Below are 18,366 nucleotides of genomic sequence, written 5' to 3' on the forward strand. Positions count from 1 at the left end.
CACCCCGCCCCAGCCCCGGCCCCGAGAGCGGGGCAGGCGGGCTCAGGCGATATGGCGCATGCGTTCCCAGAGCCGCGGCCAGCTGTCCAACGGCTGGTCGCAGATCCAAAGCGGAACGTCCAGCGCCAGGTTCTTCAGTCCGCCGTAAGCGTTTCCTGTCGTGCCCGCCGGTCGCACCGAGCCGAAGTACTTCCCCAGCTCGCCGGGATCGGATCCGGCGAACAACACCGACGTCGTGTTCTCCGGCGGGACACCGAAGTACGCGTAGCCACGATGCGCGCTGTAGACGGCGAGCCCCGGTGCGAACTTGTCCAGGGCACCGGCCTGGGCGTAGTCCGCGGTGAGCACGACCGTGCCGGACGGCATCGTCCGCCGTGTCCGCTCGACAGCGCCCGCGAACTCGGGCCAGCCCACGGTCTGCGCCGACTCGGCCAGTGCTTGGGGCGAGGTCGCCACCGAGGCGACCGGATAGATCGGGAGCATCAACGCGGCGGCCAGCGCGGCCGAAACCGGCAGCACCGGCCAGGCCACCCACGGCACCCACCGGGTACGCGGTGACGGCCCGAGCCCGGCGGCGCCCGCGGCCAGCAACAGCGGGAAGACACCGGCCAGGTAGTCGGCACGGCCGTTGATCGCGATGAACACCACCAGCAGGGCGACGACGGTGAACCCGAGGAACCTCCACTGCCGCAACCGGTCCGACCACAGCAGCCGTCCCGCGCCGAACAGGAGCAGAAGCGCGGGCAGCCCGGCCAGTGAAAGCAGGGTCGGCAGGTAGCCGGCCCGGCCACCGGTGGCCTCGGCGGACCGCGCGATCGCTTCGCTCATCTCGATCTGCGGCCAGCCGTTCGCGGCCTGCCAAAGCACCGTCGGCAGCGCGCAGACGAACGCGATCGCGGCACCTGCCCAGAGCAGCGGACGGCGCAGCAGTTCCCGTGGCCCGGCGAGCGCGGCCGCCGCCACCGCGAACACCAGGAAGAACACGATCAGGTACTTGGCCTGCAACGCCACCCCGGCGGCGATCCCGAGCACGAGCAGCAGCCGATCGTCCCTGGTGCGCACCCAGCGCACCAGCAGCAGGGTGGCGAGCGCCCAGAAGAACATGTCCACCGAGTTGGTCGCCAGCCAGTGCCCGGCCAGCAGCGTGATCGGCGCCGCGCCGTAGGCCGCCGCGGCGATCACCTGCGCCCGTCGCGCGCCGCCGAACTCGCGGGCGATCATCGCGGTGACGAGCACGCCCAGCACCGCCAGCAGGATCGCCGGCAGCCGCAGCACGACCAGCGAACCGCCCGAGACGTGGTCGAGCGCCCAGGCGAGCAGCGGCACCAGCGGCGGCTGGTCGACGTAGCCCCAGTCCGGATGCGCACCCGCGGCGAGGAAGTAGAGCTCGTCGCGGTGGTAGCCGTAGGACCCACTGGTGACCAGCAGCGCCAGCCCGACGGCGGCGGCCACGATCGCGACCGGTGTCCGGGCGAACACCGGTCGGCGGTCGACGTCGACGTCCTGGACTTCGGCCGCCGACGGGATCACCGTCGCCGAAACGCTCTGTTCCACTGAGCTCCCCCACCGCACTGGTCCCGGGTATGCCGGGCGACTTCGGACCGTGCGCGATGACCCCTGCCATCGGCGTCCGGATCGCCCGACCGTACTGTCGGTCGCGCTCCTTCCTCTACCGCGACAAGGTGTTCTGGGGCCGCGTAGGGGATGGCTAGGGGTTCGTCCCGGCACGACGGCGAAGACTTCCGTGGAACGATGCGGCCATTGGTTGTTCCCGTTTCCGGAGAGGACTTTCCATGGTGACCGCCACCCAGAGCCGCGCCGGTGATCTCCGGCTGGGCACGACCCTGCTCGCCGCCAAGGCGCTGGTCCGGCTCAGCGGGGTGCTCGGCGATCCGTTCGCGGATCTGTTGCGCGGCCAGGAGAATCCATACCCGGTGCACCAGCGGGTCCGGGACCTCGGGCCGCTGCACCGCAGCAAACTCGGGCCGTGGCTCACCGCCAGCCATCCGCTGATCGACTCGATCCTCCGCGACAAACGCTTCGGAATCCGTACCACCGAAGGAAAGCTGTTGAACGGCGGGCTCAAGGACGTGCCGAAGCTGGACGTGTCCTTTCTGGAACTGGACCCGCCGGACCATGGCCGACTGCGCCGCCTGGTCGCACCCTCGTTCGGCCCGCGCACGATCGAACGCTTCCGGCCCGCCGTCGAACGCGCCTGCGAAGAGCTGCTCGACGAGCTGGAGCGCGAAGACACTTTCGACCTGATGGCCGGGTTCGCCACCCGGCTGCCGCTGGTCGTGATCGGCCAGTTGCTCGGCATCGGCGAAGACCGCTGGACGGACTTCCTGCGCCACGGCGCGGTGATCGGCGCGACACTCGACGGCGTCAGCTCGGTGAAGTTCGCCAAGCAGCTGCGTATCTCGATCCAGGAGCTCACGGTTCTTTTCGGTGAGCTGATCGACCAGCGGCGGGCCGAGCCCCGTGACGATCTGACCACCAGTCTCGTTCAGGCGAGGGCCGAGGAGAAGCTGACCCCCGAGGAACTGGTCAACATCTTCGGCCTGCTGGCCATCGCGGGCTCCGAGACCACGGCGAACCTGATCGGCAACGGCACGCTGGCCCTGCTGCGCCATCCCGACCAGTGGGCCCTGCTGCGTGAGAACCCGGACCTGGCGGCGAAAGCCGTCGAAGAGACACTGCGCTACGAGTCACCGGTGCAGCAGTCACAGCGGTTGCCGCACGAGGACGTCGAGCTGCTCGGCACGGTCGTTCCCGCGGACACCCAGGTGGTGCTGCTGATCGGCGCGGCGAACCGCGATCCCGAGGTCTACACCGACCCGGACCGGTTCGACCTCAACCGCACGGACGGCCCGGACCACCTGTCCTTCTCCAGCGGCATCCACTACTGCATCGGCGCGCCGCTGGCCCGGCTGGAGGGCGAGGTGGCGTTCCAGGCCCTCGCCGCCCGGATGCCGAAGCTGAAGGTGGCGGCCGAGCCGAAGGTCCGCCGGTCACTGGTGATCCGCGGCCTGCGGACCCTCCCGCTGAGCAAGTCCTGACCGGTGCGCCAGGGGCTTCACACCCCCTGGCGCACCACCTTGAACAGTTCCGGGCCGCGACTCTCGAGCCGTCGGTACGCCTGACGGCCGCACTGCCACCACATCACCACGCCCACGCCCACCCCGACCGGCACAGCCAGCCAGCCGAGCACGGGGCTGTCATCGGCCAGGCCCAGGATCAGCAGGGCGGTCGACGGGCCGATCGCGGTGAGCAGCAGCGGTATGAGACCCAGCTGGAGGAAGTGCGGGTTGGTGCCCGAGGTGAACGGGTTGCTGTCGGAGTTCTGCGGCACCGGGTACGCGGCGACCACCGAGAGCAGCACCACCGCGCCCGCGCAGCCACCGATGCCCGCGGGCAGGAGCGCGAGCACCCACGGCCAAGCCCAGTCCAGTCCACTGAAGACGGTGAAGCCCACGGTGAGCGCGATACAGAACGGCGCCACCACGAGCGCCCACGCCAGCTGACGACCGCGGACGTCGGCCCGCGCGGAATCGGGCGCCACCAGCGTGTGCCACATACCGCCGCCGTCGAGTCCGTAGAGGTTCGAGGTCTCCGCGCAGGCGAGGCCGAGTACGAACAACCCGGCGAACGGCAGCAGCAGGTCGGCGCCGCTCAACGCCGGCACCACCGCACCCGGCAGCGCCGCCAGCGAAGTGACCAGCACCGCCCGGCGACGCGCGTCGCGGCCCCAGGTGAGCAGTTCCTTGTGGACGACGCCGCCCAGCGGGGTCGCCGGCAGCAGCCGGACCAGCAGTCCGTCGGATCCGGCCCGGCGGCTGCGGCCGGTCGCGGCCCTGGCCGTGATCCGGCGTTCGATCAGCGGCGCCCACGCGAGCAGCAGCAGCGCGACCAGCACCGCGAGCCCGAACAGCGCGCCGAACGCGATCAGCCAGTCGGCCCGTGCCGCCGCCTCGACCGCCGCGATCCCCCAGCCCGACGGCAGCAGGTGCAGCAGCGTCGAGAACCCCGGCGCGTTCCCGCGCACGATCTCCGGGCCGAGCGACTGGATCGGGTACCGCAGCAGGAAGCCGCAGACACAGAGCACCGCGACCAGCAGCAGCGCCAGATCCCGCCCGCGGCGTGACCTCAGCGCGGCGCCGAGCGCGGCGAGGACCACCCGCGAGACGAGGACGAAGAACACCGTCTGCAGCAGCAGTGCCGGAATGGCGACCAGCGTCGCACCGGTGCCGAGACCGGCGCCGAACACCACCAGCGCGACCCCGGCGAGGAGGGTGACCAGCGAGCCGCCGCCGACGAAGGCGACCCCGAGCAGTCCTGTCGCCAGCTGACGGGAGGTCATCGGGAACAGCACGAAATGCTCCGGGCGCAGGGTCTCGTCCCCGCCTCCGGTGAGCAGCGGCACGATGATCCAGCCGACGAACCAGGCCAGGAACACCATGCCGAGCAGGTCCGCGGTGATCTTGTCGGTGTCGAGGCCGACCGCCGCCAGCCCGATGGTGAGCGCGGCGCCGAGCAGGCCGAGCAGCAGCTTGCCGATGCTGGTGATCGCCTGCTCCGGCCGGAAGGAATGGGTCAGCACCCGCAGGCGCATCCGGATCAGGACGAGAGCCACGCGAGCCCCTCCGCCCCTTCGGTGTGCCCGCCGACCAGCGCGACGAAAGCCTGCTCGAGGCCTTGTTCGCCGCCCCGGACCTCGTCCACCGGCCCGACCGCGACCACCTTGCCGTCCGACATCACGCCGACGTGGTCGCACATGAGCTCCACCAGCGCCATCACGTGGCTGGACAGCACGACCGCGCCGCCCGCGGCGACGAACCGGTTGAGGATGATCCGGATGGTGGCCGCCGACACGGGGTCCACCGCTTCGAACGGCTCGTCGAGCACCAGCAGCTTCGGAGCGTGCAGCAACGCGTTGGCCAGGCCGATCTTCTTCCGCATGCCCGCGGAGTAGTCCACGATCAGCGTCCGCTCGGCTTCGGCCAGCCCCATCACCTGCAGCAACTCGGTGGCCCGCGAGCCGGCGGTCTCCCGGTCCAGGCCGCGCAGGAGGCCACTGTAGACCAGCAGCTCACGGCCGGTGAGTCGTTCGGGTACGGACAATCCGTCCGGCAGTACCCCGATCAACGCCTTGGCCTTGGCGGGCTCACGCCACACGTCCACGCCGAAGATCCGCACCGAGCCGGCGTCCGGCCGCAGCAGGCCGACGGCCATGGACAGGGTGGTGGTCTTCCCGGCGCCGTTCGGCCCGACCAGGCCGAAGAACGAGCCGCGGCGGACCGTGAGGTCGGCCGAGTCGACCGCGACCTTGTCACCGAACACTTTCCGCAGCCCGGAGATCTCCAGCGGGGCCGAGGCGTCGTCGGTCGTCACGGGGGCCGTCGTCGCTTCTCGCACCGCTCGATTGGAGCACAGCCCGCCTCCGCGCACCCTCGTCAATCGGTACCAAGACCCGCGGCCGCCTCCTCCCTTTTGATGAGGCGAATATCCGTCTCTACGCCGATCGTCAGGAGATGGGGAGATCAATAACATCGGTGCAATCAGATCTTTATGTCCGATTTCCCGGCTACGGCGAAGGGTGCAGATGACCGCGCGAATGGCTCGGAAGTGCTCGTTACTGCTGGTCACCGTGCTTGTCTTCGCAAGTGGATGCAAAGAAGTCGACAAGGCCCAGGCCACGACCAGCAGGGCGAAGGCGTGCGTGCAGGCTCTCGACCTGGCCGCCATGGTGCCGGACTACAAGAACCGCGAGCGGGACGCCGACGAGCTCCAGAACCGGGCGGGCAAGCTGCGCGAGCTGGCCGGATCGGTCTCCGACAAGGAGGTCGGCGGGGCCGTCGGCGGCCTGGCCGATCAGTACGCCAAGTCTCAGAGGAACAAGCGGGAGACGATCGAGACGTTCGGCCACTGGGTCCGTGACACCGTCCGGAACATCGACAAACTCAAAGAGGCGTGCATCTCATGACCGCCGACGGCGCGGCCGGCCCAGGCACCCGCCTGATGCACGTGGACGCGCTCCGAGGGTTCGCCCTGCTGGGTATTCTCGCCGTGAACATGGCGCTGTTCTCCTCCGGTTTCGCCTTCACCGGAATCGCCGATCCGGCATTCGATTCCTGGCTGGACAACGCGGTCGAATGGACCGTCTTCTTTTTGTTCACGATGAAGTTCTATCTGCTTTTCTCTTTCCTTTTCGGATACAGCTTCACGCTGCAGATGGATTCGGCCGAGCGTAGGGGCAACCCCTTCAAACCGGCCTTCCTCAGGCGGCTCGCGGCCCTGTTCGTCCTCGGCATCGCGCACGCCGTGCTGCTGTTCCCCGGTGACATTCTGGCGACATACGCCGTCCTCGGCCTGCTTCTGCTCGCTGTCCGCAACATCCGCCCACGGACAGCGATGATCGCCGCCTGCCTGCTGACCGTCGTCACCACGGTCGCGATGGTGCTGGTCAGCCTGTCCGGGGCGATCGCCACGGACCCGGCGTCGGCGCTCGTCGAAGGCGCCCGATCCACCGAAGCACTGCGCGGAAGCGCTGGCCAGGTGCTGTCCGAGCACCTCAAGACGCTGCCGTGGAGCCTCGGCACGCTCGCCGTGCAGGGCCCGCTCGCCTTCGCTTCCTTCCTGATCGGGCTGGCGCTGGGCAAGCATCGGGCACTGGCGGACCCGGCCGCGCACGGGCAGGTACTGCGGTTGCTCCAGTGGGTCGGCCTGCCGGTCGGTCTGTCCGGAGCGCTGATTTTCGCCAGCTTCGGCGGCACCCACGACACGCTGGCCACCGCGGTCGGCTATGCCACCGCACCCCTGCTGACCGCCGCTTATGTGGCCACAGCGCTGCGGATCTTCTCTTCGCCACGCCTCCGGATACCGACCGGGTTCCTGGCCGCGGGCGGCCGGATGGCGCTGACCAACTACCTCACCCAGTCGCTCGTGTGCGCGCTGATCTTCACCGGCCTCGGCGCCGGGCTGATCGGCGAGCTGCGACCGGGCACCGTGCTGCTGCTGACCCTCGGCCTGTTCGTCGCCCAGCTCCTGGCGAGCAGGCTGTGGCTGCGACTGTTCCGTTACGGTCCGGTCGAATGGCTGCTACGTGCGGTCACCTATGGCTCCTGGTCCCCGACGCCGGCCGCGGCGCAGACCTCGAAGGCGGCCGCCTGATCTCACCCTGACGAGGTAAAAGACTCGTTAATCCTCAGCCGCGGCGCGACCCGCGGGCCGGTTGGCCACTAACCAACCGGCCTCTGTCGGGACAAGTGGCGATCAAGCATGCCCACAAGCAGAAAGAACGACCCCACTCAACCCCTATTCTCCTAGGACCCCCTACGCGTCCTTCTGGATAAACACCGCCCCCGCAGCTCCATTCAGGTGAACTCGCCTGGAAAAGTGACACTCCGCTCACCGGCACCCCAGGATCCGTCTCCGTGGAACCCGCCACCGTTACACCCGATCAGGTGGTACGGTCACCTCACTCACTCGCGAATTCTGGGGAATTAGTGCTGAGTCAATGCAACGGTGATGTCACAAAAGCCCTGTGGGGGGACACCATGTCGATCGCAGAAAGAGATATCTTTTTTGATCAGCTGAACAAAGTGTATGAGAATGGCGGCCGGGGTCGGGCTTGTCTCGTCTCCGGTGGCGTCGCCAGCGGCAAGACCGAACTACTGGAACGGCTCAACGACCAGGCGATCGACTCCGGCGCGCTGGTCCTCAGCGCGACGGCCTCGCTGGCAGAGCAGACTCTCCGAATGGGTGTCATCGGACAGTTGTTCCGGAACACGGCATTGCCCGAAACCGTCGTGGCGAAAGCGGAATACCTGCTTTCCGCCGGCCTGTTCACCACCAGGCGGCCCGCCCACGACCCGCTGGCCTTCGATCAGACGGCCCTGCTGCTCGCACAGGCGATCTGCGCGCTCGTGCTCGAACTGGCCAAGGAGCGGCCGGTTGTGATCACAGTGGACGATGCGCACTTCGCGGATCAGTCATCCATCGACACCCTGCTTCATCTGCAGCGGCGGATCCGGTCCGCGAGGGTCCTGATGGTCCTCGCGGAACGAACCGGGGAAGGCTCGGCCCGGCTCCGGACCGAGGTCATGCGCCAGCCGCATTCCCGGCACGTCCGGCTCCAGTCCCTGTCCGAAGCGGGCGTCGGCGAACTGCTGGCCGAACGGCTCGACAGTATCCCCGCCGCGTCCTTCGTCACCGGCTGCGCGGAACTGACCGGTGGCAATCCGATGCTGGTGTGCGCACTGGCGGAGGACTGGCTGGCCGCCACCGCGGTGGCCGGAAGCGGCCGGACCCCTCCGCCGGTCCCGGTCACCGGGGAGAACTATCGGCAGGCGGTGCTGTCCTATTGTCACCGCGCCGATCCCGACGCCGCTCGCGTGCTGCGGGCGGTGGCCGTGCTCGACGACCTCGCCACGGCCGCCAACGTGGCCAAGGTGACGGAGATGTGCCCGTCCCACGTCGCCGACCTACTCTCCCTTGTGGACAGCGGCGGGCTGACCGTCGGCGGCCGGTTCCGTGACCCGGCGGCCAGGAACGCGGTGCTGGCCGACCTCGATCGCCAGGAGCACACGGCCCTGTGCCTGCGCACGGCCAAGCTGCTGCACGACGAGGGGGCCGAGGCGGCCGAGGTCGCGGCCTACATCGCCGCTTCGGGAGAATCCGGCGAGATGTGGGCGGTCAACTTCCTGCGGGACACCGCGGAACAGGCGGTCGCCCAGGCGGACCTCCGTGCCGCGGTGTCCTATCTGGACCTCGCGCGGCGCACCTGCTCCGACGAGCGGCAACGGGCGGAGCTGACCGTCCGGCTGACCGGCGTGCAGTGGCTGGTGGACCCGGCCGCGTCCGGACAGCACCTCAGCCTGCTCACCGCCGAACTGCAGCAAGGGAAGCTGGCGCAGGAGCACGCGCCCGCGTTGGCCCGCTGGCTGGCCTGGCACGGTTTCGCCAACGAAGCCAAGGAGGTACTGGCCGGTCTCCGGGACACGGTCGCCGACGCCGGCCCCGCGCTGGCCGCCGACTACCGGATGACCGTGCAGTGGCTGCGGTTCTTCCATCCTCGACTGTTGGAGGACACCGTCGATCCGGCCTTCGCGGATCGGGGCGAGGCCGCCGGCAGCACCCTGTTCACCGTGCTGAAGGACGGCGCGACCTCGGACAGCGTGCACGAGGCCGAGCAGGTGCTGCAGAGCTGGCGGATGAGCGACATGCCCATCGAGTGCGCGCTGTCGGCACTGCAGACGCTGTTGTACGCGCAGTGCCCGAACCGTGCCACGGAGTGGTGCAAGGAGCTGCTGGCCGAGGCGGAGAACCGCAACGCGACCACGTGGCGGGCGATCCTCACCGATCTGCGCGCGGCGATCGCGCTCCAGCTGGGCAACCCGTCCGAAGCGCGTGCCCACGCGCTCAAGGCGCTGGAGATCATGCCGCCGCAGGGCTGGGGGGTGGCGATCGGCTCGCCACGGGCGCACCTGGTGCTGGCCAACACCATGATGGGCAGGTTCGACGAAGCGGCCGAGCAGCTCACGCACATGATGCCGCGCACGACGCACCAGACCCGGTTCTGGCTGCAGTACCTGCAGGCACGCGGGCGCTACCACCTGGCGACCGACCGGCTGCACGCCGCGCTGGACGACTTCCAGATGGCGGGCGACCGGTCCCGCCGATGGGGGCTGGACTACCCCGCGCTCACCCAGTGGCGCAGCGACGCGGCCAGGGTGTACGTCCGCCTCGGCCGCGGCGATGTGGCTCAGCGCCTCGTCACCGAGGAGCTGGAGCTGCCCGGCAGCCGGGGGCCGCGGATCAGGGCGGTCGCGCTGCGGGTGCTGGCCTCCACCGACAACCTCCGCAAGCGGGTCCCGCTGCTGCAGGAGGCCGCGGATCTGCTGCAGCACTGTGGTGACCCGTACGAGCTGGCCTACACCCTGGCCGACCTGAGCCAGGCCGGTCAGGTGCTCGGCGAGACGAACCGGGCCAGGATGTTCGCCAGACGGGCGATCCAGCTCTCGAAGGTCGCGCACGCCAACGTGCTCCACAGCCGGCTGATCGTGCACAGCAAACCCCTGGCGGGCTCGGCCGAGGTCGCGGACGAGTTCAACCCGCTGGAGCCGCTGAGCACGGCGGAACGACGGGTGGCGGTGCTGGCCGCGCTCGGGCACAGCAACCAGGAGATCAGCCGGAAGCTGTGCGTCACCGTGAGCACGGTCGAGCAGCACCTGACCAAGACGTACCGCAAGCTCAAGGTCAGCCGCCGCACCGATCTGCCCACCGAGCTGGCGGGCATCGCCTGACAGCTCTTCTCACCACAGACTGCGGCCCCGCACTTTCCGGGAAGTGCGGGGCCGCTGTCTGTGTGGACGGGATCGTCAGGGTTTCGGCACCAGCCGGATGTGCAGGACGGTGTTCCGCTCGACCGCCTCGCGGCTGTAGACCAGCGGGACGTATTTGCCGGTGCGCCACTTCTCGGTCATCGCTTCGTAGCCCGGCGAATTCGGGTCACCGGACTGCCCTGGCGCGTTGATCATCTGCGCGGCGTCCCAGTTCCCCACGTCGAGCACCATCCGGAACGAGGGCCCGGCCAGGCCCTGGTAGTCGACCGGGCTGTAGACCGAGGAGTTCACCGTGTGCCACGACCCGCCGATCGGCGCCGGTCCCGCGTTCCAGCGGTCGGCCGTCGCCTGGTCGACCTTGGGGGCCAGTGGATGCGCGAACGTCACCCGGTGCAGCTCGCCCCATTTCCACTTCGACGGGTCCTCACCGCCGCGCCGTTTGGCATCCGCCATCGCGGTACCGAGAGTCTTCAGCAGCAGCTGGTCCCTGACGGCGGCGCCACCGGCACCGAAGTACCGGTCCGGGTTCTCCATGGCATCCATCAGCACCGCCTGGTCCGGCAGGAAGATCGCGCCGGCCACCGCCGGGGACAGCACCGAAAACAGGAAGTTCGGCCCGAGGTGCCACATGAACCACACCTCGAACAGCAACGCGGGTGCGCTCCCCGCGTCCAGCACCCCGTTCCAGCTCTTCAGCAACGACAACGCTTCGGCCACCGCCGGATCGGTGCCGCTCAACGGTTGCAACAGCGCGACGAGCCGCCGTGCCTGCAAGGAGAGCTGGTCGTTCTGCAGCGTCGCGGAGTCGGACGGCGTGCTTCGCGGCTTCGACCCCAGGACCTCGTTGATCCGCTGGTAGCGCGCGGGATTGCTCCATTCGTAGCCCACGCCCGGCGTCGTCCCGTTGTACTCGTTGGCGGTGACGACGAGCCCGTTCGCGGGATTGTGGACCCGGGGCAGTTCCGCGGCGGGCACGAAGCCGTTCCAGTCGTATCGCCCGTCCCCCGGCACCGGGAGGAGCCCGTCGTACCCGGTCCGCCGCGGCGCGAGTCCGCCCACGGCCATGCCGATCTCCCCGGACGAGTTCGCGTACACGTGGTTGAGCCCGGGTGCGCCCCAGGTGTCCACCGACTGCTTGAACTCACTGAAGTTCTTGGCCCGCAAGTGTTTCAGGCTGCCGTAGTACGGTGACATTCCCGGCTCCAGCCACGCGGCACGCACGGCGTAGGCACGGTTGCCCGCGGTGTCCGTCTTGATCACCGGGCCGTGCCGGGTGAACTGGAGCACGACCTCCTTGGTGCCCCCGTCGCGCAGCGGAATCCGCTCGGTGACGGTGGTGAACTTCTCCCAGCCACCGCCGTAGCGGTACCGGCTCGGATCGGCGGGATCGAGTTCGTAGACGTAGAGATCTTCCTGGTCCATCGCCGAGATCGTCAGGCCGAACCCGGAGACCTCGTTGTGCCCCAGCGAGATCCCGGGCGCGAACGGCTCACCGGCGCCGATCACGTCGAGCCCTGGCGCGTTCAGATGTGACACGTACCGGGTCGCGGGCGCCGGCAGGGCGCGGTGCGGATCCGAAGCGAGAACCGGCCGTCCGGTGCTGCTCCGGTTCGTGCCGACCACCCAGGCGTTGCTGCCCTCCGGTGCCTCGACGAGCGGTTCGGCCACACTCGCGCCCGCGCTGAAGTCCAGGCCGCCGGTGGCGAGGGAGAACACCCGCGTCACGTCGGCGGGCAGCGCGCACGGGTCGAGCCCGGCCGGAACCGGCGGGCTGTGCGCGGGTTCGAGCCGAACCCGGTACCGGTCGGCGTCGATCCCGCCGGCGCAGGCGATCTTCGCGCGCGCCACCTCGCTCTTGAGGTTCTGGCTGAGCCCGTGCGCGCGGATCCGAACCACGTCCTCGGCGCTCCAACGGGCCGGGGCGTACCCCATCTTCCGGAATTCCTCGGGCAGCGCGGCGGGATTGGCGGCCAGGAAGTCCACATAGGCGTTGACGCCGTCAGCGAACCGCGTCGCGGCGAGCTTGCCCTCCGGCCCGTACTTGGCCCACTCCTGCGTCATGCCCCCGCGGTAGAGGAACAACCGAGAAGCCCTGTCCTGCTCCGCGAACGAATCACCGAGCACTTCGGAAAGCAGGCCCAAACCCTTGCGCCGCCACAGGTCCATCTGGAAGATTCGATCGCGTGCGGCACCGAAACCCTGCGCCAGGAACACATCCGGGGTGTTCCGCGCGTAGATGTGCGGCACACCCCACTTGTCGACAAGCAGGTCCACCGGTTCGGTCAGGCCCCGCACCTGCTGCGTGAGCGACGGCCAGCGGGGCGTCGCGTCGGCCGTGACGGGCGGCATCCCCGCCACGCCGACGAAGAAAACGATCCCGAGAAGACACAGCCGCCAACGCATCGCAAACATCCGAGACCTCTTCACCCACGGCAGCACGTCACCCTTTTGTTCTCCGCACGCTACTGAGGGCCTCGGCGGGAAAGCAGCCCCTAGCCGCCACCAACTGACCCCTATCCGTCGCGGAACACGCGTTTTCCCGCTGACGACCGGTGTTCCCGCTGGTCGTCAGCGGCGGTACTGGGTGCCTTAGGGGCGCTGCTAGGGGTTGACGGTCTCGTCGCGTGGCCGACATCCTGGGAAACCCGGACGCACCGACGCGGGAATCTTCTTCCCGCGACACCCCGCGACTTTCTCGAGGATCAGCACGCGAATAGTGGATTTTGGGGGCTACTCGCACAGAGGACGCCGGCAGCGGGTATCACGGTTGAATTCTCCATTCACGATCGCAGGAAAGTGACTCAATGGGAAAAAATCTCTACGACCTCGGGGAACTGCCTCCCATGGGTCATGTCCCGGATCAGATGCACGCACAGGTACTACGCCGAGACCGCTACGGCCAACCGGAAGAGGCGTTTCAGCACGAGGTACTGCCCACTCCGCGGCCCGGATACGGTCAAGTCCTCGTCCTCGTGATGGCCGCGGGAATCAACTACAACAACGTGTGGGCCGCGCTCGGCAAACCGCTGGACGTCATCGGGATGCGGCAACGGCACGGCGAGCCGGAAGACTTCCATATCGGCGGCTCGGACGCCTCCGGCATCGTGTGGGCGGTCGGCGACGGTGTGCGCCAGGTCAAGGTCGGCGATGAGGTCGTCCTGTCGGGCTGCCAATGGGACGAGCGCGCGGCGGACATCCGGATGGGCGCCGATCCGATCACTTCGGTGACCCAGAAGGCTTGGGGCTACGAAGTGAACTACGGTTCGTTCGCGCAGTTCACCCTGGTCGACGAGTACCAGTGCCATCCCAAACCCGTTCAGCTTTCGTGGCCGGAGGCGGCGTGCTTCATGGTCTCCGGAGCGACGGCGTACCGGCAGCTCTGCGGCTGGCAGCCGCACACGGTCCAGCCCGGCGACGTGGTCCTCATCTGGGGTGGCGCGGGCGGACTCGGCTCGATGGCCATTCAAATCGTCCGCCTTTTCGGGGGCATCCCCGTCGCGGTGGTGTCCTCGGAAGCCAGGGCGGATCATTGCAAGGCACTCGGTGCCGCCGGCGTGATCAACCGCAAGGACTTCACTCATTGGGGCCCGATCCCGGACGCGTCGGACACCGCGGCGACAAAAGCGTGGATGAGCGAGGTCAAGAGGTTCCGCTCCACGCTGTGGGGTATCGTCGGCGAGAGCCGTAACCCCCGTATCGTCTTCGAACATTCCGGTCAGGACACACTGCCCACCTCGGTTTACGTCGGCGACAACGGCGGCATGATCGTGATCTGCGGCGCCACCACCGGCTATCAAGCGGACATCGACCTGCGGTTCCTGTGGATGCGCCAGAAACGGCTGCAGGGATCGCATTTCGCCAACTTCAAACAGTGTCGTGCGGTGACGGAACTGGTGGCGGCGAATCGCTTGGACCCGTGTTTGTCGACGACGGTGGAATTCCACGAGCTGGGGCAGGTGCATCAAAGGATGCTCGCCAACGAGCTGCCTCCCGGCAACGCGGCCACTCTCGTCAACGCGACCGAGTAATACTCGCAGGATTGCACTAGAAGGAGTCCGGTCATGTCTTTGACCACCTCGCACCAACTCGATGAGATCCGCATCGACGGTCGCGAACTGACGATCAACGAGCTCGTGCTTGCCGCTCGTTCTCCTGGTACGCAGGTGTTCACGCTCTCCGCGGATTCGCGGCGGCGCATCGAAGCATCCAACGACCTCAAGCACGAGCTTGTCACGTCCGGACTGCCGATCTACGGCGTGACCGCCGGATTCGGCGACAGCAACACCCGTCAGGTTTCGAAGCACAAGACCGCCCAGCTGCAGGACAACCTGATCCGCTTCCTGTCCACCGGCGTGGGCCCTTACGCCACACCGGAAGTCGCTCGGGCGACGATGGTCGTCCGAGCCAACTGCCTCGCCCGCGGCGCGTCCGGGGTCCGCCCGGAACTCATCCAGACCATCGTGGACTGTCTCAACGCGGAGATCCTGCCGCGCATCCCCGAGCGCGGCTCGGTGGGCGCCAGCGGCGATCTGGTCCCCCTGAGCTATCTGGCCGGCATGATCACCGGCCAGGGCACCGTGTCCCATCGAGGGATCCTCAAGCAGGCGGCGGACGCGCTGCGAGAATGCGGGATCCAGCCGCTCACCCTGGAGGCCAAGGAAGGCCTCGCGCTGGTGAACGGGACTTCCTTCTCTTCGGCGTACGCCGCGCTCGCCGTGCACGACGCCGAGCGGGTCGCCGAGGTCGCGGAGTGCTGCACCGCCATGGCGAGTCAGGTACTCGCCGGAAACCCGGCCCACTTCGCGGAGTTCCTGTTTCTGCAGAAGCCGCACAACGGGCTGATGACCAGCGCCCACGCCATCAGGCGGATGCTCTCGCCCGTCGCGCCGATCGGCGAAACCACCATCCATCCCGATGTGAACTTCCGCGAACTCGAACACCCGATTCAAGACCGGTATTCGATTCGCTGCGCCCCGCACGTCATCGGGGTGGTGCGGGACACGGTCAGCTGGGTGCGCGACTGGCTCACCGTGGAGGTCAACTCCTCCAACGACAATCCACTGTTCGACGCGGCGACCGGCACTGTCCACAATGGCGGGAACTTCTACGGTGGACACGTCAGCCAGTCGATGGACTCGGTGAAGACCGCCGTGGCCAGCGTCGGCGACCTCCTGGATCGCCAGCTCGAACTGATCGTCGACGAAAAGTTCAACAACGGGCTGACCCCGAACCTGATCCCGCGGCTCACCCACGACAATTTCGAGGCCGGCCTCTTCCACGGCTTCAAAGGAATGCAGATCACCGCGTCCGCGCTGGCGGCGGAGGCTCTCAAGTGGACGATGCCGGCGACGTCGTTCTCCCGGTCGACCGAAGCGCACAACCAGGACAAGGTCAGCATGAGCACGATCGCGGCCCGTGACGCGCGATCCGTCGTCGAACTCGTACAGCAGATCGCCGCTATCCAGCTGATCGCCCTGTGCCAGGCCGCCGACCTCCGCGGACTCGACTACCTCAGCCGCCCGACGCTGGCCGTCTACCACCAGATTCGCGCGGTATCCCCGTTCCTCGACCGCGACCGTGCGCTCGACGAGGACATCGAACGGGTCACCGCGCTCATCAAGTCCGGCGAACTGACCATCGACCCCATGCCATGAGACAGGTCTTCGCGGAGCCCGCGATCACGTGCGAGGACAGATCGGACGGCGTACGGATCCTTCGTTCCACCGAACCTGTCGGCGCCTATCCACGTTCGCTCGCCGAGCCGCTCCGCACTTGGGCCCGCGAGACGCCCCATCAAGTCTTCGCGGCCGAACGTACTTCGTCCGGAGGCTGGCTTCCCGTTTCGTATGGTGAGGCGCGAACTCGGGTCGACGCGCTGGCTCAGGCGTTGCTCGATCGGGGCCTCGGGCGGGAAAGCCCCTTGCTCGTGTTGTCCGGGAACACGATCGACCACCTCCTGCTCACGTTGGCGTGTTACACCATCGGGGCACCGATCGTCCCGGTGAGCGTGGCGTACTCGGTACGGTCGGACACTCACCTTCGGCTGCGGGCGATCACCGAACTCGTGCGGCCCGGCATGGTGTTCGCCGATGACGGTGCGCTGTTCGGCGCCGCGCTCGACGCCGTGGCCACTGTCGCCGGCCCGGCCTGTCGCGTGCTGGTGGCCCGCGACGCGCGAGGACCACGCCACGAGTCGCTCGACGGGCTGCTGCGGACGACCGTGACCGCCGATGTCGATCGAGCGTTCCATGCGGTGGACGGTGACGACGTCGCCAAGGTCCTTTTCACCTCGGGGTCCACCGATGTCCCCAAGGGCGTGCTCAACACACACGCCATGCTGGGCGCCAACCAGCAGATGCTCCGGCAGATCTGGCCGTTCGTGACAAGGACCCCGCCGGTGCTGACCGACTGGTTGCCGTGGAGCCACACCTTCGGCGGCAACCACAACCTGCATCTCGCGCTGTTCAACGGCGGAAGTCTCCACATCGACAACGGGAAGCCGACCCCGGACCTCTTCGAGCGCACCCTTGAAGCACTGCGATCCGCTCCGCCCACCATTTGTGTCAACGTCCCGGCCGGCTACGCCATGCTCGTCCATCGGCTCGAACAGGACCACGCACTCGCGTCGCAGGTTTTCAGTGCGGCCGATCTGATCCTCTATGCCGGAGCCGCTCTCGACAGCGGCCTTCGGAGCCGGCTTCGCGAGCTTGCGAGAAAAGCGACCGGACGCGAGATCCCGGTGGTCTCGTCATGGGGAGCGACCGAAACGGGACCGGCCGCGACCTCGACCTACGGCTCAGTCCAGGACGGCATGGGTGTGCCACTGCCCGGGGTCTCGGTCAAGCTCGTGCCTCACGGCGCCCGTCAGGAAGTCAGGGTGCTCAGCCCTTCGGTGACGCCGGGCTATGTCGGCAAGAAGAGCGACAATGTCTTCGACGACGAGGGCTACTACCGCACTGGCGACGCTGCCCGGCTCCTCGACGACAGCGACCCCCGCAAAGGCTTGGTGTTCGACGGCCGGATCGCCGAGGATTTCAAGCTGGCCAGCGGAACCTGGGTCGCGCCCGGACGTCTCCGAGAGACCTTGCTCGCCACGACCGGGATCCTGGCCGACGCGGTGGTGGTCGGAGCGGACCGGTCGTCCGTCTCGGCGTTGTGCTGGCTTCGAGCCGGCCAGCACGACGATCCGGACGTACGGCTACACCTGGCGCGCAAGCTGGCCGAACTGAATCAGGGCGCAGGTTCGGCCGCGCGGATCGAACGTCTGTTGCTGGTCACCGAGCCGCCCAGTCTCGATCACGGTGAAATCACCGACAAGGGGTACATCAACCAGCGCGCCGTTGTCACCCGTCGAGCGGCTCTGATTGCTTCGCTGTACCAGGAGCCGATCGATCCTGCTGTCGTCCGCCCGGCCTACGCGGCGAGTCCGCAGGTGTAGCCGATTTCCGGCGACGAGTCCGCAGGCGTCGCCGATCTCCGGCGACAACCCCCACTGCCGTCGCCGACTTCCGGCGACGACCCCACAGCCATCGCCGATTCCCGGCGACAACCCCACAGCCATCGCCGACTTCCGGCGACAACCCCACAGCCATCGCCGACTTCCGGCGACAACCCCACAGCCATCGCCGATTCCCGGCGACAACCCCACAGCCATCGCCGACTTCCGGCGACAACCCCACAGCCATCGCCGATCTCCGGCAACGACCCCACAGACGTCGCCGACTTCCGGCGACAACCCCACAGCCATCGCCGATCTCCGGCGACAACCCCACAGCCATCGCCGATCTCCGGCAACGACCCCACAGCCATCGCCGACTTCCGGCAACGACCCCACAGACGTCGCCGATTCCCGGCGACAACCCCACAGACGTCGCCGACTTCCGGCAACGACCCCACAGACGTCGCCGATCTCCGGCAACGACCCCACAGCCATCGCCGATCTCCGGCAACGACCCCACAGCCATCGCCGATTCCCGGCGACAACCCCACAGACGTCGCCGATTCCCGGCGACAACCCCACAGA

11 protein-coding genes are annotated in these 18,366 nt (G+C 68.2%); 7 read left to right on the forward strand and 4 right to left on the reverse strand.

What is annotated here, in order from left to right:
• Positions 1–42: 42 nt before the first annotated feature.
• The gene (locus ACZ6YV_RS01160; protein ID WP_465507739.1) at positions 43–1,554 is read right to left on the reverse strand and encodes an ArnT family glycosyltransferase; all 1,512 of its coding nucleotides are present in this window, start codon (positions 1,552–1,554) and stop codon (positions 43–45) included.
• Positions 1,555–1,793: 239 nt separating this feature from the next.
• Between ACZ6YV_RS01160 and ACZ6YV_RS01165 the strand changes: the two genes are divergently transcribed.
• The gene (locus ACZ6YV_RS01165) at positions 1,794–3,059 is read left to right on the forward strand and encodes a cytochrome P450 (protein ID WP_465507740.1); all 1,266 of its coding nucleotides are present in this window, start codon (positions 1,794–1,796) and stop codon (positions 3,057–3,059) included.
• 17 nt (positions 3,060–3,076) lie between these two features.
• Here the strand turns inward: ACZ6YV_RS01165 and ACZ6YV_RS01170 are convergent, their stop codons facing one another.
• Positions 3,077–4,633, reverse strand: a complete 1,557-nt coding sequence (locus ACZ6YV_RS01170; protein WP_465507741.1) for a hypothetical protein — start codon at positions 4,631–4,633, stop codon at positions 3,077–3,079.
• The gene (locus tag ACZ6YV_RS01175) at positions 4,618–5,391 is read right to left on the reverse strand and encodes an ABC transporter ATP-binding protein (RefSeq protein WP_378245928.1); all 774 of its coding nucleotides are present in this window, start codon (positions 5,389–5,391) and stop codon (positions 4,618–4,620) included. The genes ACZ6YV_RS01170 and ACZ6YV_RS01175 overlap by 16 nt, the downstream gene beginning before the upstream one ends.
• Before the next feature lie 211 nt (positions 5,392–5,602).
• On the opposite strand from ACZ6YV_RS01175, the gene ACZ6YV_RS01180 reads away from it, so the two are divergent.
• From ACZ6YV_RS01180 to ACZ6YV_RS01190, 3 genes are all read left to right on the forward strand, one after another.
• Positions 5,603–5,983, forward strand: coding sequence for a hypothetical protein (locus tag ACZ6YV_RS01180; RefSeq protein WP_465507742.1), 381 nt, complete (start codon positions 5,603–5,605; stop codon positions 5,981–5,983).
• Positions 5,980–7,170 carry a DUF418 domain-containing protein gene (locus tag ACZ6YV_RS01185; RefSeq protein ID WP_465507743.1) on the forward strand — a complete coding sequence of 397 codons (1,191 nt, stop codon included), beginning with the start codon at positions 5,980–5,982 and terminating at the stop codon, positions 7,168–7,170. The genes ACZ6YV_RS01180 and ACZ6YV_RS01185 overlap by 4 nt, the downstream gene beginning before the upstream one ends.
• A 386-nt stretch (positions 7,171–7,556) precedes the next feature.
• Complete coding sequence (locus ACZ6YV_RS01190; RefSeq protein ID WP_465507744.1) at positions 7,557–10,304, forward strand: helix-turn-helix transcriptional regulator; 2,748 nt, start codon at positions 7,557–7,559, stop codon at positions 10,302–10,304.
• Between the two features lie 75 nt (positions 10,305–10,379).
• Here the strand turns inward: ACZ6YV_RS01190 and ACZ6YV_RS01195 are convergent, their stop codons facing one another.
• Positions 10,380–12,746, reverse strand: a complete 2,367-nt coding sequence (locus ACZ6YV_RS01195; protein WP_465507745.1) for a penicillin acylase family protein — start codon at positions 12,744–12,746, stop codon at positions 10,380–10,382.
• A gap of 401 nt (positions 12,747–13,147) precedes the next feature.
• Here ACZ6YV_RS01195 and ccrA point away from each other — a divergent pair, with 401 nt between their 5' ends.
• Genes ccrA through ACZ6YV_RS01210 form a run of 3 tightly spaced genes read left to right on the forward strand, consistent with a single transcriptional unit; the run spans position 13,148 to position 17,781 of the window.
• Positions 13,148–14,371 (forward strand): crotonyl-CoA carboxylase/reductase, encoded by a 1,224-nt coding sequence (gene ccrA, locus ACZ6YV_RS01200; RefSeq protein ID WP_465507746.1) that lies wholly within the window; start codon positions 13,148–13,150, stop codon positions 14,369–14,371.
• A 33-nt stretch (positions 14,372–14,404) separates the two neighbouring features.
• On the forward strand, positions 14,405–15,997 hold the full coding sequence (locus tag ACZ6YV_RS01205) for an HAL/PAL/TAL family ammonia-lyase (RefSeq protein ID WP_465507747.1): 1,593 nt from the start codon (positions 14,405–14,407) through the stop codon (positions 15,995–15,997).
• The gene (locus tag ACZ6YV_RS01210) at positions 15,994–17,781 is read left to right on the forward strand and encodes a feruloyl-CoA synthase (protein WP_465507748.1); all 1,788 of its coding nucleotides are present in this window, start codon (positions 15,994–15,996) and stop codon (positions 17,779–17,781) included. The genes ACZ6YV_RS01205 and ACZ6YV_RS01210 overlap by 4 nt, the downstream gene beginning before the upstream one ends.
• Positions 17,782–18,366: the final 585 nt, after the last annotated feature.

The sequence above is a fragment of the Amycolatopsis sp. NPDC102522 genome (assembly GCF_055584485.1).